Genomic DNA, 18,019 nt, shown 5'->3' on the forward strand with positions numbered 1-18,019 from the left:
TTTAATTAAGTGCTGATTTTATTAAGAATCCTCCAACAACTCCTACAATTGCATATACCCATGCCTTCTTGTCAAAATCATCAAGCTCAAGCAATTTGCAAATACCTTCACATACAACAACATAAACGATACCACCAATAATGAATTCCATACTATTTTTAGTTAAACGTTTTTGCAAATTTACATCTTCATTTTTATTTTCAACGCATTTATTCCATTGCTTTGTATGAAATCGCTGTTTGGTTGTATGAAATCGTTTTTCCTAAACAAGAAACATGAAGCAAGAAGCAACAGCCTACTTCCCTTTTAGCAATCGGAATATACAACTTCCTATCTTCCGCTCCACACCATTTTTTGATGTCGGGATGCCAGTAGCACGACTTATGTCTTGCTTTATTTTTGTTATTCCCAATGCTCGTTTCCATGAGAAACTAAACCCAGGGATGGGTGATGATTTCTTGCTCATTAAAAGTCTTCCTTAATCTGCCTAACCGTTAATATTTTCGAATATAGCTGTTCATAATATTTAAGATTTGAATATGTCCTATTCAATAATCCCATAACTTCTCTTATTTCGGATTGTTCTTTTACAATAATGTATTTGATATCTTCTGGCGTAAGCTTCAATTTACATGACGCAGTTAGTTTACTCATTTCGTTCTTAATGAGAACCTCATCATATTTTCCCGTTAGAATTACAAGATGGGTATTATCTGTTATTGAAGGTATATACCTCCATTCTCTTTCATCATAGAATTTGCGTTTTAGTTCTGAGTTCTTGTTGTACCCACTTACTTTCTTTATATAGTAGAGCATCATCTCTTCAAATTCCATCTCCTTATGATTGGTTGATGGAGTCTGAAACTTAGAAATATAATAATCAAGTTTGTTATATAATAAAGAGCCTTGATGTAAATACGTTACGGGAGTTATCTTGTTATTTCGTGCAAATTCTTTTGTCACACCAATTCCATAGCAACCATATCCGCCAATATGCTCTTTTACTTGTGAAAGAGGAATATCGCAAAAACATAACATCGGAATAGCAAAATCCTTTCCATTCCATTTCTTCTCAACGCAATAACGAGGCCACAACCCTTCCTCAATCGACTGCTTTAAGTATTTAAATTCATTTGTAAAATGAAACAATGTATTTGAACTAATAGCCATAACAATAACAATTTATGAATGTTCTGAATTCGTTTTAATATATGCTGATGGGTTCTCGTTTATCTTAGCAAGTTCTTCTTCTCGCCATTTGTCAATAGCTGTTTGCAATAGCTCTGCCTGAGTCTTAGCAATTTTCTCCATTAGTTCTTTATTGGCAAGAACTTCTGCATTTAATCGGTCTGCATTTTTCTTTGTTAAAATTTTTATATTAGTATTAATATTATCATTGATATTTGACTCCTGCTCCTTTGCTACTACTTTTGCCCGATGTTTTTCAAGTGCAAGAACAGCGTCATAAGCTCCATCAATCATCATTAACTTGAATAACGTTGGTATAATCTCTATTGCTATAAAGAGAAGCATTATCAAGATTCTTGCCATTGACAATGAAAAACTATCCATAAATGTTATTTCATTCAATGCCGTAAGTTCTGCAGCAAATCCTTTCATAGACTTTACTGCCTTCTTATTATTTGCCGAATGCTCTTCCAATTGTTTGTATAGATCATTTAATTGTGGTTCAATACCGGCATTTGCCCTATCTGCTTCTTTTTGTAATCTATCAACCTCGTTCTGGAGATTTTGCGCTCGCTGCTGTAACTGTTTTGTATATATTCCAACTCCAACCTTACCACTACCAGCTTTTCCTGTAGCTTCTTTATAAGCTTGATCTTCTATTTGAGCCCGCTCTGTCCTTTTATCATCGACTCTTTTGTTATTTGCGTTTTTTTGAGCTTCTAATGCTGATATTTGATCCCTTATAAATTGCTGTTTTTCGCTCATTTTACTTTTGGCTTCACTCTTATCAATTTCTAATTGTGCTTGAATTTTATCTTTAAAAATCCTCAACTCAATAGGTGTGGATATTACAATTCCTATAAATACGGCCAAAATAAGGCGTGGTGCCGCACCAATTCTTTCTTCTTTTGTAATTTTATGTGTTCCATCAGAATACATTGTATTGACCATAAATCGGTCGAGATTAAAGATTAATAATCCCCATACAATTCCAAAAACAATCGCAATATATACAGCATTCCAATCAGTCAACCATATTTCACTGGATTTGTCAAGAATTTCGTCAGCAAAAACTTTGTAAATGGCGTACCCACCTGAAATACTCGCCATAATAGCAGTAAACAAGATAGTTCCACCAATACCGGCATATTTTGCATGCTCTGTTGGGCATTGGCGCAAAACCTTACGATCTGCACCTGCACAAATCCATAAGAATTCATTTAATAGATTGCTCCACTTAAATCCGACAATCTTATTATGGTCAAAGATTTCATCGAGCCATCTCTTAAATTTCTCATTGTCAAGCAAAGATTCCTTATTCTGAATATTTTCTTCCATAGCTATTTCTTAATAATATGATTAAACACTTTCTTTATAGATCTCATTAGATTAAATTTTGGCAATGGTGGTGAGAGCTCCACATTAAGCCCTAATTCCGTAAGAGATGGAACTCTTGGAACTTCGAGCTTTATCCAATCGATATCAATCATTGGGAACTTTACATCCACATTGTACCTTGGTTGCTGGATTGTAACAGACAGATTGTTCGTTATATCCGGAACAGGAACTAACAGGGACTTTACTTGTGGTATTGGCAACATCTCAATGTCAAGTCTCTTTTCCTTTACTCCAAATTCGTCCTCAGCAGACAAAATGAAAGTAATAGCTTTCTTTGGTTCAATAACAGTTTTGCCTACTTCATTGACTTCTTCGTTGTCTAGCCAAACCTTCTTTGCATTCGTAACATTCCATGATAGCATTACAGGTATGGATGGAAATACATAATATTTGTCGGCAGAGAATTCTATTTCGCATTCGTCGAATACTTCAATTGAAACTTTTTTCTTTATTACTTGCCCATTGGATGTCTTTATTGACAATTCGAAGGCTACACTTTCTGAAAGTGTAGTGGCAAACTTTCCATGCTTCTCGCATTGTTGAGCTACGGTGTCACAGCCTTTGCGGAGAATAATCTCGGCATCAAAAGGAACATCCCAGGCCAATTCAATGGATTGGGTATTGCGTACGGCTTTGGTGGTTGACACAGTGAAAGAAACCTTTTTATGTAACAAATAAGACTCGAAAGGTATCAAATCATCAATGCTCCTATGATCAAGATAGTCTTCTAACACTGCCAACAATTCTCGGAATTCATTTCCAAGAGAATAAATGTCTTTATATATTGCTGCATCCTTTATTTCAATAAAATCTTCTTTAGAAAAAAGAAGACGGTCGGCATCTGCAACCTTATATTTATCTACCAGAGAGGGATTTTCCGCAATGGCAAGAATACTAAGATATATTATCAGTTCAGAGAAATAATCTAATTTCTCAGAGACAGACTTGTTGTTTATTCGAGCAGGATGTTGATAATCTGCAAGACCTGTCACAGTATCTATCTCCCCTTTCAACTGTGAGCAATAAAAAGAGTCATAGTCAACAAGGTAAAGTTGATGGTTCTTATCTACAAGAATGTTCCCATGTTGCAAATCTCCATGTGCCAAAGACTGAGAATGAAGTGCTTGTGTCATTTTGAGAAAATTGTCAGCAAGCGCAATTAACTGGTCTTTGGAATTTCGGTTTTGACAGATATAATCTTTGATTGTAATGCCATCTATCCATCGCATTCTGGTTGTGGGATAGATATTACCTTCCACATTGATGCCTTTGTCGATGTACTGAAACTCACACAAAAAACTTAACTTCGCTTTTATGATAGCGTCAGATATAGTTTCATAGCGTTTCTTTGAATTCTTGATATCAGAATGCCAACAGCGGAAAGCCCACTTCTCTCCATTCGCTGTTGTATAGGGAAAAACAATAGAGAAGCCTCCAGCGTACGCAATAAGTCGGCCTCTGGCATCCCTTTCAAAGATGCCATTCTTTGCATGATTATCAAGAACAAGAATATCTTTGTTCTCGACGGAAGTTCTTATACTTGGTATTGTTGGCATTTATTCGGATTTCTTAAATTTCTCTGATATTAAAGATGAAAGTCTTTTACGCTCGTTCCCCTTATTCGGTTTAACATATCCATTTCCTTTTTTCCATTTTCCTGCAATTTTATTAGCATTATCCACTTTACCTTTTTTAGTCGTGACTTTATAGCCATTTCCTCCTTTCCATTTGGATGAGATGCTTTCACTTTTCGATACTACGACATCCTCTAAGGGCGTAAGGTCTTCAATTGTTGACTTATCCATAAACTCGCATAGTTTATCGACAAGTGGGGCTAACTCAGAATCAGTTTTCAGCAGCCTGAATATATTGGAAGAACCTTTTGACTGTATGTCTTCCCCAGAAAACAGGAGTGTTTCTGTGTCCTCCATGTTTAAGTCTTTCCATAAGGAAGGCATTTTGGCAAGGGCTTTTAGACTTAGATAAATGACTAGTTCGGAGAAATAGTCTGCCTTTTCAGAAACCAGTTTGTTTTTCCATCTTGCTTCATGCTGATACCCAACCAGTCCTTTTATTTCATCAGGCATACCGTTAAGTCCAGGGACATACATGGAATCATAGTCAACCAAAACCAAAGAAAGATCTGGTTTGACCATGATGTTTCCGTGCTGTAAGTCGCCATGAGAAAAATGGTTGGTATGTAAATCTGCCACCATCCTCTTGAAATTCTCGGCAATTTCATTGATTACATTTGATTCTGTAATATGTTCAGCTAAGAATTTCTTTAAAGATTGTGCGTCCACCCAATCCATTACAACTATTGGTTGCATTCCCAATGGTGTCATTATACCTTCTTCGAAGAAATCAAATCCTACGAAATAGGGCAGGTTAGATCTCTTCAAGGCATCTGCTATAACCTGGGTCCTGCGCTTTGCGTCAGAGACCTCTGCATGCCAGCATCGTACAGCATACTTCTTAGAGGGCGTCCGGTATGGGAACACCACACAAAAGCCACCAGAATACTTGATTAGACGAACTCCCTTTTCTATAGGATGCCCATCTTTCAGTATTGATGGATGAACCAACGCAGGTGTTTTTATACACGTGCTATAATCGGGGATGGTAGGTAATGGCATGGCAGATTCTATTTCTTTATCACGGAATATCTTTCAAAAAGAAGATTTAATGCTTCTTCTACTGCTTTTTGAGTCCACTTATATTTCAACTTACCCATCTGTTTGGGAAATTTCTTTTGAAGACATCGTTGATATTCTGTCAGGAACTCATTTATAAAGTCTTTCTCATTGTTTTGGACGACAACGAAATTCTCAACGGCTTCAACTTCTTCCTGAAATGGATTATCTTGGGGAATCTTTGCGTCCTCTACCTCATTGGTGGCAGGAATTAGAGTTAATTTCTCTTTATCAATCATTTCTACAATGTTGTCTTGGTGAGTGATTGAGAAATCCTCGGATTTGTCATATTCAACGATTACCAAAGTAGTGTCATCGTTATGCATCCCATCTTTTCTCCATTCACATACCAATGTCTCAAAATTATCATGCGAAGCTAGCGACAATAATTGTTGAACAAACTTGGCAATATCGCCTTGTTTGCTATGTTCTAGCAGAAATTCTGAGAACGGGTCAGATACTAACAGTAAATACTTACCTTCTGTCAGAGTTCCTTCTATTGGTTTGGGGACTCCTTTCCCTTCTTTTGATGCATCGCTGTCGAAATAATCAGGATAGCTGTCAAATGTTTCAGAATCTTGTGAAGTGTTGAATTTCATTTCATTTCCATCCCATTCTATCAGACAAGAATCGCCTATAACAGAACCGTTCCATTCATTACCATTAAAACGAATGCCAACAAACGTTGCTCCTGCAGAACGACCTTCTGCGAAATTACGTTCGTTGCGGTAAATCATATTCTCAGGAGCATTCGTTTCCTTCAGATTTTGAATGAAGTCGGCAACTTTAGCACGCCACGTTTGGCATAACGGTTTTATAGCGTCATTTGAAGGGTTCCAATCCGTACTATCAGTATAAGTGTCAACAAGAAGCTGTGCCCAAATCTTTTGTTGCCATGTTGACCCCATTCCGTCAGACATCGCGATAGATTTGGTGTCAGGATTAACACCAAATCTATCTTGGCAATCTGAGAATAATTCAGCTTGCTTGTGAGTTATGAAAGCTCGTATAACCATAAAGCCGATTATAGTCCTTTGTCACCTTGACCTTTTGAAGAGCCAAAGTCTATGAGTTGAATCAGTTGAACACCATCAGCACCAAAGATACAGCCACGTGAACCATCTTTTGTGGGCAGTTCGTTCTTGGCAGCAGCTGCCTTATATGATTCAGGTACTTCACTGGTAATGTCGTACAAGAATTGAGCCTGCTCCTGAGAAATGTCTGACCTATTTGACGGGAAAACAACCTTGCCATTAGACTCATCTATTTGTGCATTAAAAATTAAGACATTACCATCATTGTTGGAAAGTCCCATAATCTCGTTTGCTAAAGAAACTGTTTCTTTCATGCACTCTCTTAGGTCTTTTCCATCATAAAATGGAACACCATCAGAAATGTTGATGATTACAGGTGCTGGTCCATCTGCATTATCAGTCATCCACTTTTCAACTAAGTCCTTTGCCAATTGGAAAGCACCAAGCATATTTGTGGCCCCGTCTCTGTCAATGGGTTCTACCCATACAGGTTGTTTCACCTCGACTTCTACAAGTCCGCCTGTGCCATCTGGAGTTTTCTTTTTGAGGGTTTCGTACCTTAATGGGCTTGCATCCAAATCCTTCAGCCAACCAGAACATAGTTCCTTCACATTGTGATTATACCCAATCACAGAAATAAAGCAGCGATTCTTAGGTGCATCACCGTCGAAATTCTTCTGGATGATGTTGTCAATAACCTTATTGACAGCAAGTGTTGCGAACTTGGTACGCGTTGTGCCTTCATAATCACTCATCATTGAGCCTGACTGATCTAACAAAATAATCAGCAGACCAGGGGTTGCAGAACTCCATTGCTTGTCATTCTTTGCCATAGTTTTTCTATTTCCACCCTAGCTCCTATAAGCAGTTGTTAATATTTTTGTTTTCTATAGGCACACATAAAAAACGTGGAGCCGATGCTGGTCACTCGCTCCACGATGTAAAGGCCTTCGCATTGCCCGGTAGTTTGAAACGAGCAACGCCAACGCCCCACGCTGAACAGTTTATATATGCTGTTAATATATAACCATCCCACGGGGCATTTGCAGTTGCTTTGATTTTAACTACCGTTCGAGGTTGCGAAGTTCTTACATCGTTAAAGTCAAAGCGCTTAGCAAACGCCTTCTTATGTATGTCATCCCACCCTTTCTGGTCATCACTTAAGACACACCTTCAGCGTGGAACATTGCAAAGATAAAAAATATTTCCGAAACTAAAAAAGAATTCATCGAGATATTTGTATGAAATACCACAAAGAATGTATGAAATGAAAAAGTTAAGAAGAGGAATTATTTCCTGACTTCATCACTTTTTTGCGCCATCATATAGCGCACAATGATAATCAGCGAGTTACGTAAAATTATTGGGTGGTTTGGGTGGCGCAAGCGAAAAACGTGTACCTTTGCACCATGTATGTACGCAAGAAACACAATCGTTCCGGCTCTACAAGTGTGGTAGTGGTCAGTAAAGCGAGTGGAAAGTATAAAGAAATAAAATCGTTTGGCTCCTCTACATCCGAAGAGGAAATACATTCATTATGCGATAAGGCTGCTGCATGGATACGTTCATTTGGCGGTCAGCAAGAACTTGACTTTGATGACCGCAAGGGAAAGGAAGTCGAGGAGACAGAGCGTTTCCTTAGCAATATTGACAACGTGTTGATAAACGGTACTCGGCTTCTGCTTGATCAAGTCTATGACAGCATCGGCTTCAACCGGATTCCCGATGAGATTCTGCGTCATTTGGTAATCGCAAGGGTGTCGCAGCCCAGAAGCAAACTTGCCACAGTAGATTACCTGAAGTCATATTATGATGAAGATGTTGACCTCAACCACATCTATCGCTACATGGACAAGCTCTACAATACCCAGATGGAGCTTGCGCAGCAGATTAGCGTAGAGCACACCCGGAAACTGTTCGGAGGCAAGATTGGATTGATGTTCTACGACGTGACGACGCTCTACTTTGAGACAGCACAGACGGACGTATTGCGTGAACCGGGGTTTTCAAAGGATGGAAAGACGGCAGAGTCACAGGTTATACTCGGTCTGCTTGTATCAGAAGGAGGCTACCCGCTTTCATACTCTCTGTTCAACGGCAGCCAGTATGAGGGCTTCACCATGATACCAATGATAGATGACTTCAAGCAGCGTTTCAATCTGGGGAAAGATTTTGTTGTGGTGGCAGACTCAGGCTTGATGAACAAGAACAATGTCACTTTGCTGCAGGAGGCTGGCTACAACTACATACTTGGAGCCCGCATCAAGAGCGAGAGCGCAAGCGTGAAGCAATGGATTCTCTCTTTAGAGAAGGTTGATAAAGCCTGTTACGACTACAAACGTGAGAATGGGGAAAGACTTATCGTCAGTTATTCCGACAAGCGTGCAAAGAAGGATGCCTACAACCGTGACCGCGGAATTGTCCGATTGAGAAAAGCCTATAAGACCGGACGCATCACGAAGAGTCAGGTGAACAAGCGTGGCTACAACAAGTTTCTTGAAATCAGCAAGGACATAGAAGTCGTCATCAGCGAAGAGAAGATTGCAGAGGACTGCCAGTGGGACGGACTCAAGGGCTACATCACCAATACAGACCTTGACGCCGAGCGTGTCATTGCCGAGTATCATGGACTCTGGGTGGTGGAACGTGCATTCCGTATTTCAAAAGGAACTCTGGAAATGCGTCCGATGTTTCATTTTACAGAACGTAGGATAGAGGCACATGTCTGCATTTGCTTCATCGCCTATAAGGTATATAAGGAACTGGAGCGACTCATTGCCATTAACAAGATTGGGATGAGTGTCGATAAGGTGCTTGAGGCAGCCAAAACTATCACGACAATCAGGGTAAGGATGCCTAAAAACGGGACTTACTTCACTAAGACACTCTTCTTGACGGAGAAGCACCTCGCAGTGAAACCACTTTTCGACATATCTGGCAACAAATCTTAATTTGGGTGGCGCATTGACGAAGTCAGGAGTTAAGAAGAGGAATTATTTGTATGAATGAAATGATGACTATAAGTATGGAAAGAGACGAACAAAAAGAAAAAAGGCATTCTCCCGAAGAAGGAGAATGCCTTTTTATAATAAGAAGGGGATGCTTGCTGTTACATCACGCCGTCTTCGCGCAGTTTCAGCTGCCATTTCCATGCGGAGGCGAGAACGTCTTCGAGTTTGGCTTCTGCTTTCCAACCTAACACTTGGTTGGCGTGATCGACATTGCCCCAAACTTTCTCGATGTCGCCTTCGCGACGCGGTGCGTACTCCCAGTTGACCTTCACGCCCGTCGCTTTTTCAAACGCCTGCACCACTTCGAGGGTACTGACTCCCTTGCCTGTTCCGACGTTGAAGTATTCGATGGCAGGGGTGTCTTCACCGAGCACGCGTGCCATCGCCTTGACGTGTGCCTTGGCAAGGTCAACGACATAGATATAGTCGCGGATGCAGGTGCCGTCGGGTGTGCCGTAGTCGTTGCCGAAGATTTTGAGTTGCTTTCTGACTCCGATGGCGGTCTGTGTGACAAAGGGGATGAGGTTCATTGGCACTCCATTGGGCAGTTCGCCGATGTTCGCCGTAGGATGGGCACCTATCGGGTTGAAGTAACGGAGAATGATGGACTTGATTGGCGCGCCGCTATGCACATAGTCTTGAATGATTTCTTCGTTGATTTGCTTCGTGTTTCCATAAGGCGAGAGGGCTTTCTGGATGGGTGCCTGCTCGGTGACGGGCAGATTCTCCTCCGTAGGTTGTCCATAGACGGTGCAGCTGGACGAGAAGATGATGCCGCCGACATTGTATTGCGGCATCAGTTCGAGCAGATTGATGAGGCTGACGATGTTGTTACGATAGTACATCAGCGGTTTCTCCACGCTCTCGCCCACTGCTTTTGAGGCTGCGAAATGGATAATACCGTCGATGTGCGGATACTTTTTGAAGAGGTTTTCAGTCGCTTCCCTGTCTTGCAAATCGATTTTTTCGAATGCCGGACGGACGCCTGTTATCTTTTCTATTCCATCAAGGACATTGATGTTTGAGTTTGACAGGTTGTCGGCTATCACGACGTCATAGCCCGCCTGTTGCAATTCTACCGTCGTATGCGAACCGATATATCCTGTTCCGCCTGTGACTAAAATGGTCTTTTTCATATTTCTAATTCATTATTATTCTAATCCTAACAATTTCCTGAGTCCGCCATCAACGCCCGAGAAGCCCATGAACGCCAGCGAGAGCAGTCCTGCCGTGACGAGCACGATGGGTATGCCCTGCATTCCCTTCGGTATTTTCACCAATGAGAGTTGTTCGCGAAGTCCCGCGAAGACGACGAGTGCGAGCGCAAAGCCGATTGCCGTAGAGAAAGCATAGACCACGCTCTGCAAGAGGTTGAAGTCTTTCTGTATCACGAGGATGGCAACTCCAAGTACTGCGCAGTTGGTGGTGATGAGCGGCAGGAAGATGCCCAGTGCCTGATAGAGTGCCGGTGACACTTTCTTCATCACAATCTCAACCATCTGCACCAGCGACGCGATGACGAGGATGAACGCCAAGGTCTGCAGATATTGCAGGTTGAAGGGATTCAGCACATAGACCTGCAACAGATAGGTCACGATGGTTGCCAGCGTCAATACAAAGGCGACTGCGGCTCCCATGCCCAGTGCTGTATCGATTTTCTTCGACACGCCCAGGAAAGGACAGATGCCGAGAAACTGCGACAACACGATGTTGTTCACAAAGATGGCGGAGATAAATATCAAGATATATTCCATAGTCTTATGATTTCCTTATTTTGTTTACGACAGCTATCAGATAGCCGAGCGTGATGAATGCGCCCGGAGGGAGGATGAAAAGCAACAGATTGGTCGTCTCTGGCAACAGGCTGTAACCAAACAGAGAACCTGCGCCCAACAGCTCGCGAATCATTCCCAACAGGGTGAGGGCGAATGTGAAACCGAGTCCGATGCCTATTCCGTCAAAAAGGCTTGCCAAAGGATTGTTCTTACATGCGAAAGCTTCTGCACGCCCGAGAATGATGCAATTCACAACAATTAGCGGAATGAAGATGCCCAGCGACTTGTCTATCTCTGGAAGATATGCCTTGATGAGCATCTGCAGCACGGTCACGAACGAAGCGATGACCACGATGAATACAGGAATGCGCACTTTGTCTGGCGTGACGTTCTTGATGCAGGAAATGACGACGTTTGAGCAAATCAGCACAAACGTGGTGGCCAGTCCCATCGACAAGCCGTTCATTGCCGAAGTAGTTGTTGCCAACGTCGGACACATGCCCAACAAGAGCACAAAGATAGGATTCTCTTTCAGAAAACCGTTCTTGATGATTTCGATATATTTCATTGCGCTACTCCTTTCTTTTCCGTTGTCTTCGCATTGTTCATATAGGCGGAATATGCCTGAGTCACTGCCTTCAAGAACGCCCGAGACGTGATGGTCGAGGCAGTAATGGCATCAATATCTCCTTCTCCGCCCTTTTTCACGCCCAGCCGGTCTTTTGAGGGATTCTTTCCGATGATAGAACCTTTTTCTCCTGACTGGAACCAAGTGTCAGCCTTCGCACCAAGCCCCGGTGTCTCGGAACTCTCCAACACAGTATAACCGAGAATGTTGCCAGCCGTATCAAAGCCAACTAATATTTTCAGGTTGTCGCTGAATCCGAGTGCCGTGCTCTCGACGGCAGCTCCCAAAGAATGATGCTCTTTGTCAGTGAGATGGTGTATCACGCAGGATGTCGTCTTTCCTTTCTCCATCGGCAAGGAAACGGTTTCGGTTTTTTCCACGACCACTTCCTTTCCGTTCATCACTTTTCGGATGCCTTCGGAAAGGGCTTTTTCTGCCTGCGCTTTAATCGCATCTTTTGTCATCTGATTGACGAAAGCGAGCAAACCACCGGTAATCAGTGCCACCATGACGAGCACGACCACCATATTCGTGAATGAAGACTTGATTTTTTTCATTTTGCCACCTCCCCGAATCGCTTTGGTTTCACATAGTTGTTGATTAGCGGAGTGAACGCATTCATGATGAGAATGGCAAACGACATGCCCTCCGGATAGGCTCCCCAGTTACGAATGATGACTGTCAGCAAGCCGATGCCTACGCCATAGATGAGTTGTCCTTTGCCGGTCATCGGCGACGTCACGTAATCGGTTGCCATGAAGATGGCACCCAGCATCAAGCCACCACTCAGAATCACTGCAACAGGAGAAGCATAGATAGGATTCGCAACATGAAGCAGTTCACTAAATACAAACACTGTTGCAATAATGCTGACAGGAATATGCCAAGTGATGATTCGTTTCCAGAGCATATAAAGCAAACCGATAATCAAAGCCAGCGCACATACTTCGCCGATAGTGCCGACACCTCCCGTCGGATTGTCGCCCAACAACAGATGCAAGGAGTCCGGCAACTTGTCGAGCACGGTGGCATCTCCGCTCTTGATTGCCTCTTTCATGAGACTCAGAGGCGTTGCACCCGTCACGGCATCAGCATATTCGGTCAGTTCACCGACCACCGGCCAAGAGGTCATCTGCACGGGAAAACTCACCAACAGGAAGCAACGTCCTACCAGTGCCGGGTTGAACGGATTGTTTCCTAAGCCACCGAACGTCATCTTACCAACACCGATAGCAACCAGCGCACCGAGAATAATAATCCAAATCGGGATGTTGGAAGGCAGGTTGAATCCCAACAGCAGACCCGTGATGATTGCCGATCCGTCGCTGATGGTCGGCTCTTTCTTCAGCAAGAAACTGGTAATGACCCACTCGAAGAACACGCATGCCGCCACACTCGTTCCACAGACGATGGCAGAACCTATTCCAAAATACACGAACGACACCAACAGCGCAGGCAACAACGCCACAATCACACCGTACATGTTTTGCTCCACATTGTCCTTGCCGTGTGCGTGAGGTGATAATGATACGATTAGTTTTGACATATACCTATATATTTATTGGGCGTTGCGAGCTTTAATGATGCCCATCACTGTTGATTTTCCGTTGCGAATGAAATCCAGAAGCGGGCGATGTGCCGGACAAGTGAACTGACACGAGCCACACTCTATACACGAGACGATATCTTCCGCTTCAGCCTTTTCCCATAATTGCATTTCCGAAACCCTCGCCAACAGATACGGCTCCAGTCCCATCGGACATGCTGACACGCACTTTGCACAACGGATGCAAGGCTGTGCTTCCTGCCGATGCGCCTCTTCGTTGGTTAAAACCGTCACACAGTTGGTGCCTTTACATATCGGGACTTCCGTGGAATAGACCGCCTTTCCCATCATCGGACCTCCGGCAAGCACCTTGTGCTCACCTTCCGGCAATCCCCCACAGCAGGTTATCAGGTCGCTCATCGGTGTGCCCATACGCACCAAAAAGTTTCCCGGATTCTTGATTGCTTTTCCCGTAACTGTCGTGTAGCGTTCAAAGAGAGGCTTATGTTTCATAACTGCCTGATAAACAGCAAATGTAGTTCCCACGTTTTGAACTATTGCTCCAACGTTTACAGGGATAGCGGGAGGTGCTGGAACTTGGCGGCGAATCACGGCATCAACCAACTGCTTTTCGCCGCCTTGCGGATATTTTGTTTCCAATGGAACGATTTCTATATCGTCACGGTTTGCCGTTTTCTCCGTCAACAACTGAATGGCTTCCGGTTTATTTTCTTCAATACCAATATATCCTTTCGACACTTTGGCTGCTTTCATCAGCAACTCCAGTCCCACGAGTATCTCATCGGGATGTTCCAACATCAGCCGATAGTCGGCAGTAATATACGGTTCACACTCTACCGCGTTGACAATCACACATTCCGCCTTCGCTGTCGGCGGCGGAGTGAGCTTGATAAATGTCGGAAAGCCTGCTCCACCCATTCCCGTCACACCGGCATTCTTGATGCGCTCCACGATTTCCTCCGGTGTCAGTTCGGAATGCTTTTCCAGTGTCTCCAAGTTGTCTGAACGATCTATGCTTTCCTCCCACTCATCGCCTTCAACCTGCACAATGATGCAGGGCTTACGATAGCCTGTGGCATCAATGGAATCAGCTATCTTCAACACTTTTCCCGACACAGAAGAATAGATGGGTGCTGACACGAAACCACCCGCTTCCGCCAACAAGGTTCCGACCTTCACTTCGTCACCTTTTTTCACGACTGGTTTTGCCGGAGCGCCGATATGCTGAGAAAGCGGAAAGACGGCTTGCTGCGGCAATGATGCCACAATGGTCGGAACATTCGCCGTCAACTTATTCTCCTCAGGATGGACACCACCCTTTCTGAATGTTTTGAGTCTCATTCGCTCACCTCCTTTTCTACTTTACGAACAGGAAAATTCACGGCAACAATGGCTTGCGTCGGACAAGCCTGTTCACACTTCCTGCACATGCGGCACTTTTGGTCGTCAATATAACTGAGATTTCCTGCTATCGTAATTGCTTCAAACTTGCATTCTTTCAAGCAAAGTCCACATCCGATACAAGCGGCTTTACATGCCTTCTTTGCATCGGGACCTTTATCCTTGTTCACGCAGCCGACATAGATGCGACGGTTCTTCGGACCTTTCTTCCGAAGTTCAATGACATGGCGCGGACAAGCCTTAACACATGCGCCGCAAGCCACACACAAATCGTCGTTCACCTCGGGCAGACATGTCTCCTGATTGATTGCTATCGCCCCAAACGTACACGCCTCCACACAGTCGCCACAGCCCAGACATCCATAGCCGCAAGCCGTTTCTCCCATACCTGCCGCATGCATAGCCGTGCAAGTTTGCAAGCCGTCATACGTTGCCACCCGTTGGCGCGCCTCACAACTTCCTTGACAACGCACCACGGCAACCTTCGGCTCCGCATCGCCCACTGCCATGCCCAGCACGTTCGCAATACTGCTCATCGTCGCATTGCCACCTACCGGACAAGCCATACCTTCAATCGACCCCGCATCAGCACCTTTCACGAGTGCATCAGCAAAAGCTGCGCAGCCAGCATATCCACACCCGCCACAATTGGCACCTGGTAGACAGGCTGAGACTTCTGCGATACGGGGATCTTCATACACGGCAAACTTTCGTGAACAGACATACAAGACAACTGCCGCCAATAACGCCAGAAGTCCCAGAAAAACAACCGCTGTCAATACGTCCCACATATTTCTTATTTAATTTCTTCAATGTTAAACGTTACATTCTTTGCTATCCGTTGTCGGAAAAGAAACAACACGCCATAATACAGAGCCAACACACCCAAACTTGCTAATGCCGAAACGGACTCCTCTTTCGTCAAAGCCCATACGCAAAAAACGGTCAGCAACAGCAACATGAACGGAATCCCGAAAGCCAAGATGACTGAATGTATTCCTGCCCGACGAGAGACCGTCACCACAACGGGCTGCCCCACATGATAATTGGCTGAAGCAGAAACTACCTCCACCAACTTCTCACGAGCCTCTGAAATGCGACAACTTCCCGACACTTCGCATGAAGCGCAGGATGAGGATTGAACGATACGCACCCGAACGACATCTTCCGTAACAGAGTCCACAACGCCTGCATGTCTTATCAGTCCTTTTCTGTCTCGCTTTTCCATACGCTTTTACGCTGCAAAATTACTATCTTATTTCCATCCAAGCAACAAAATTTGAGAAAAATATCACTGCACGTGCACCGCCCTGATTCCCAGATGCGTCTTATATCTCTGAAGGTACTGACGGAGGGGCACCGGGTCTTCCACCACTTTCTTATAAACCTGTGAGGCATGTATCATGTGCAGACCGTCTTGATGCCATTTGGCAATGCCGATGTGCGAGGTGTCAAGTCCTTTCTTGCCCGTGATGATAACAAGGATATCGCCATCTTTTATCGTCTCGCGCAATAGCTTCGTGTTGACAACCTGCGATTTAGGGATATAGCGCCATTGCTGACCGTTGATTGACTCTTCCAACCGACGGATTGGTTCCACCCATGAAGGATGCTGATTCAGCATATAATAGGCAGGAACATGGGTGGTCATATAGTCCACGTTGATTGTCTGAACGGCGGAAAACGGTGGTTGAGGAGCCTGTATGTCACGAACAAAGCCCTGCTTTTCGTTTTCGGTAATCCACAGCGTGAAATAATGTTTGCGTTTCAGATAGGAAACGTCTCCGCCAATGTAGCGGATTGCCTGCAGATAGTCGCAAAAGTCGGCAAACGAACGTTTCCCGTTGCGCACACATTGTGTCAAGGCAAGGGCATATTCGACAAACGTCGTACAGTCAACTTCCCGCATATTCACCACAAGGCGTTCCTCAACGTTCTTATCTAATGTGTGTGCCACGTAGGGATAACCCATGAACTGCCTGGCAAAGAACAGGAAGGTGCGCGAAGCGTTGTATGTACCACCGCCTCCACTCTCCCACCGGTTGAGCATCTGCATGACCAACACGCTGTCCCGTTTCGTGTATTCCACCTCACGCGGAGTATTTCCGAAAACACCTGCAGCCCACAGGAGACTGACGAACATTGTTATATATACCTTCATTCTGTTTTCTTTTTTTGTCTGTATGCTTTCCGCTTTCCAAAATTAAAACCGGCATACACATTCACGCTGCCGAAGAAATTGTTGGTCGAGAATTGGGATTTATGGTAGTTGTACGCATGCAGTATTGCACTCGCACCCACATACCATTTCGTATTGTTCCATACAAATCCGAAGCGCCCCACACCATCAATATTGAAATTGCGGAAAGAGAAGTCACGGAACGAGAATGACGACCTCTGCAAATCGCCCGTCGAACGTTTATAGCCGATACCTAACGACAGCGATGCTGCCAACAGGCAATTCTTTGCCACCACATAATTATAGCCGTAGCCGCCATACACCGAGAAGTCGTCGTATTTGACTTTATTGAACATCAAGCCACTGTCTAATTTCTCACTATAGTCGGGCAAATATCTCTCGACCGAAGCCTGAAGCTCGTTATAATTCAAGTCCAGCGAATGATGCGTATAGCCGATACCAAAAATCGCGGAGCCGGCACTGCGCTTCTGACAGGTGCTTTGACTGAACGCTGCGGGGTAAGAAAACTTGCGATGATTGAAGATGTAATACAGGTTAAAGCCCGTGATGCCCACATTCAATCCCGAAAACGCCACTCCCTCAAGCGGCTTCGTATTCACGCCATCCCCAAAGTCTGCCGAGCGGATGCGGTAATCATTGCCCGTACGGCGATAAAACAAATCTATTCCCAACATCGAACTATACAGACTCAGATTGAACTCTTTCTTCGAATTGGAATTCATGTGCGACAAGTCAAACGTATAACCCAGGAACATCCAACGATACCCGAAATAGGGACCGACTTTGATGGAGGACTCCGGACCAAAAACGATTGACTGATTCGACTTGCTTTTCAGGCGATAGACTTCCAGCGTCAGCGTCGATTGCGCCATCACCGTGAAGTTATAGTGCTGGGGTTCTATATAGTTCGTATCTATATTGTTGAATTCAGCGACCAATGCCCCCAACGTTTTTCCCACCTTTTTCATGAAAGAGGGCTTTTTTTCCGGCAAAGTCAGCTGCGCATTCTTTTCTGACAGGACCAGCTGCGAACTCTTTGTTTGAAACGAGTCCACCTCCAATGCCCATGCACTCAACACGAACGCCGACAGACAAACCAAACTAAAAATTCTCCTTATCCCCAT

The 18,019-nt window shown here is 44.1% G+C and carries 19 protein-coding genes; 2 read left to right on the plus strand and 17 right to left on the minus strand.

Going from position 1 to position 18,019, the window contains the following annotated elements; all coding sequences use genetic code 11:
* Position 1: 1 nt before the first annotated feature.
* Positions 2-151 carry a hypothetical protein gene (locus GRF55_RS06815; protein ID WP_220367701.1) on the minus strand — a complete coding sequence of 50 codons (150 nt, stop codon included), beginning with the start codon at positions 149-151 and terminating at the stop codon, positions 2-4.
* 124 nt (positions 152-275) lie between these two features.
* Here GRF55_RS06815 and GRF55_RS06820 point away from each other — a divergent pair, with 124 nt between their 5' ends.
* Positions 276-482: a hypothetical protein gene (locus GRF55_RS06820; RefSeq protein WP_220367702.1), complete on the plus strand. Its 207-nt coding sequence runs from the start codon at positions 276-278 to the stop codon at positions 480-482.
* Here GRF55_RS06820 and GRF55_RS06825 read toward each other — a convergent pair.
* Genes GRF55_RS06825 through GRF55_RS06850 form a run of 6 tightly spaced genes read right to left on the minus strand, consistent with a single transcriptional unit; the run spans position 466 to position 7,146 of the window.
* On the minus strand, positions 466-1,170 hold the full coding sequence (locus GRF55_RS06825; RefSeq protein WP_220367703.1) for an abortive infection system antitoxin AbiGi family protein: 705 nt from the start codon (positions 1,168-1,170) through the stop codon (positions 466-468). The two genes, GRF55_RS06820 and GRF55_RS06825, sit on opposite strands and share 17 nt — an antisense overlap.
* A gap of 12 nt (positions 1,171-1,182) precedes the next feature.
* Positions 1,183-2,526 (minus strand): DUF4407 domain-containing protein, encoded by a 1,344-nt coding sequence (locus tag GRF55_RS06830; protein WP_220367704.1) that lies wholly within the window; start codon positions 2,524-2,526, stop codon positions 1,183-1,185.
* A gap of 2 nt (positions 2,527-2,528) precedes the next feature.
* Entirely contained in the window at positions 2,529-4,142 is a 1,614-nt protein-coding gene (locus GRF55_RS06835) for a hypothetical protein (protein ID WP_220367705.1), read from the minus strand.
* Positions 4,143-5,222: an AarF/UbiB family protein gene (locus tag GRF55_RS06840; RefSeq protein WP_220367706.1), complete on the minus strand. Its 1,080-nt coding sequence runs from the start codon at positions 5,220-5,222 to the stop codon at positions 4,143-4,145.
* Positions 5,223-5,230: 8 nt separating this feature from the next.
* Positions 5,231-6,295 carry a protein phosphatase 2C domain-containing protein gene (locus GRF55_RS06845; protein WP_220367707.1) on the minus strand — a complete coding sequence of 355 codons (1,065 nt, stop codon included), beginning with the start codon at positions 6,293-6,295 and terminating at the stop codon, positions 5,231-5,233.
* 8 nt (positions 6,296-6,303) lie between these two features.
* Complete coding sequence (locus GRF55_RS06850; protein ID WP_220367708.1) at positions 6,304-7,146, minus strand: vWA domain-containing protein; 843 nt, start codon at positions 7,144-7,146, stop codon at positions 6,304-6,306.
* A gap of 576 nt (positions 7,147-7,722) precedes the next feature.
* Here GRF55_RS06850 and GRF55_RS06855 point away from each other — a divergent pair.
* Positions 7,723-9,264: an IS1634 family transposase gene (locus GRF55_RS06855; RefSeq protein ID WP_172774742.1), complete on the plus strand. Its 1,542-nt coding sequence runs from the start codon at positions 7,723-7,725 to the stop codon at positions 9,262-9,264.
* Positions 9,265-9,422: 158 nt separating this feature from the next.
* On the opposite strand, the gene galE is transcribed toward GRF55_RS06855, so the two are convergent.
* From galE to GRF55_RS06905, 10 genes are all read right to left on the minus strand, one after another.
* Positions 9,423-10,460 carry a UDP-glucose 4-epimerase GalE gene (galE, locus tag GRF55_RS06860; protein WP_220367709.1) on the minus strand — a complete coding sequence of 346 codons (1,038 nt, stop codon included), beginning with the start codon at positions 10,458-10,460 and terminating at the stop codon, positions 9,423-9,425.
* 15 nt (positions 10,461-10,475) lie between these two features.
* Positions 10,476-11,078 (minus strand): electron transport complex subunit RsxA, encoded by a 603-nt coding sequence (gene rsxA / locus GRF55_RS06865; RefSeq protein ID WP_220367710.1) that lies wholly within the window; start codon positions 11,076-11,078, stop codon positions 10,476-10,478.
* Positions 11,079-11,082: 4 nt separating this feature from the next.
* A complete protein-coding gene (gene rsxE, locus GRF55_RS06870) occupies positions 11,083-11,667 on the minus strand; it encodes an electron transport complex subunit RsxE (protein WP_220367711.1) in 585 nt (194 codons plus the stop codon).
* Entirely contained in the window at positions 11,664-12,284 is a 621-nt protein-coding gene (locus GRF55_RS06875) for an RnfABCDGE type electron transport complex subunit G (RefSeq protein ID WP_220367712.1), read from the minus strand. Before GRF55_RS06875 ends, rsxE begins: the two co-directional genes overlap by 4 nt.
* A complete protein-coding gene (locus tag GRF55_RS06880) occupies positions 12,281-13,273 on the minus strand; it encodes an RnfABCDGE type electron transport complex subunit D (RefSeq protein WP_220367713.1) in 993 nt (330 codons plus the stop codon). Before GRF55_RS06880 ends, GRF55_RS06875 begins: the two co-directional genes overlap by 4 nt.
* Positions 13,274-13,285: 12 nt before the next feature.
* Positions 13,286-14,635, minus strand: a complete 1,350-nt coding sequence (gene rsxC, locus GRF55_RS06885; protein ID WP_220367714.1) for an electron transport complex subunit RsxC — start codon at positions 14,633-14,635, stop codon at positions 13,286-13,288.
* Entirely contained in the window at positions 14,632-15,486 is an 855-nt protein-coding gene (locus GRF55_RS06890) for an RnfABCDGE type electron transport complex subunit B (RefSeq protein WP_220367715.1), read from the minus strand. The genes rsxC and GRF55_RS06890 overlap by 4 nt, the downstream gene beginning before the upstream one ends.
* 5 nt (positions 15,487-15,491) lie before the next feature.
* Entirely contained in the window at positions 15,492-15,923 is a 432-nt protein-coding gene (locus GRF55_RS06895; protein WP_220367716.1) for a SoxR reducing system RseC family protein, read from the minus strand.
* Positions 15,924-15,986: 63 nt separating this feature from the next.
* Positions 15,987-16,856, minus strand: coding sequence for an N-acetylmuramoyl-L-alanine amidase-like domain-containing protein (locus GRF55_RS06900; RefSeq protein ID WP_220367717.1), 870 nt, complete (start codon positions 16,854-16,856; stop codon positions 15,987-15,989).
* On the minus strand, positions 16,853-18,019 hold the full coding sequence (locus GRF55_RS06905; protein ID WP_220367718.1) for a DUF4421 domain-containing protein: 1,167 nt from the start codon (positions 18,017-18,019) through the stop codon (positions 16,853-16,855). Before GRF55_RS06905 ends, GRF55_RS06900 begins: the two co-directional genes overlap by 4 nt.

Origin of the sequence: Prevotella sp. Rep29 (assembly GCF_019551475.1) — a bacterium.
Taxonomy (GTDB): domain Bacteria; phylum Bacteroidota; class Bacteroidia; order Bacteroidales; family Bacteroidaceae; genus Prevotella.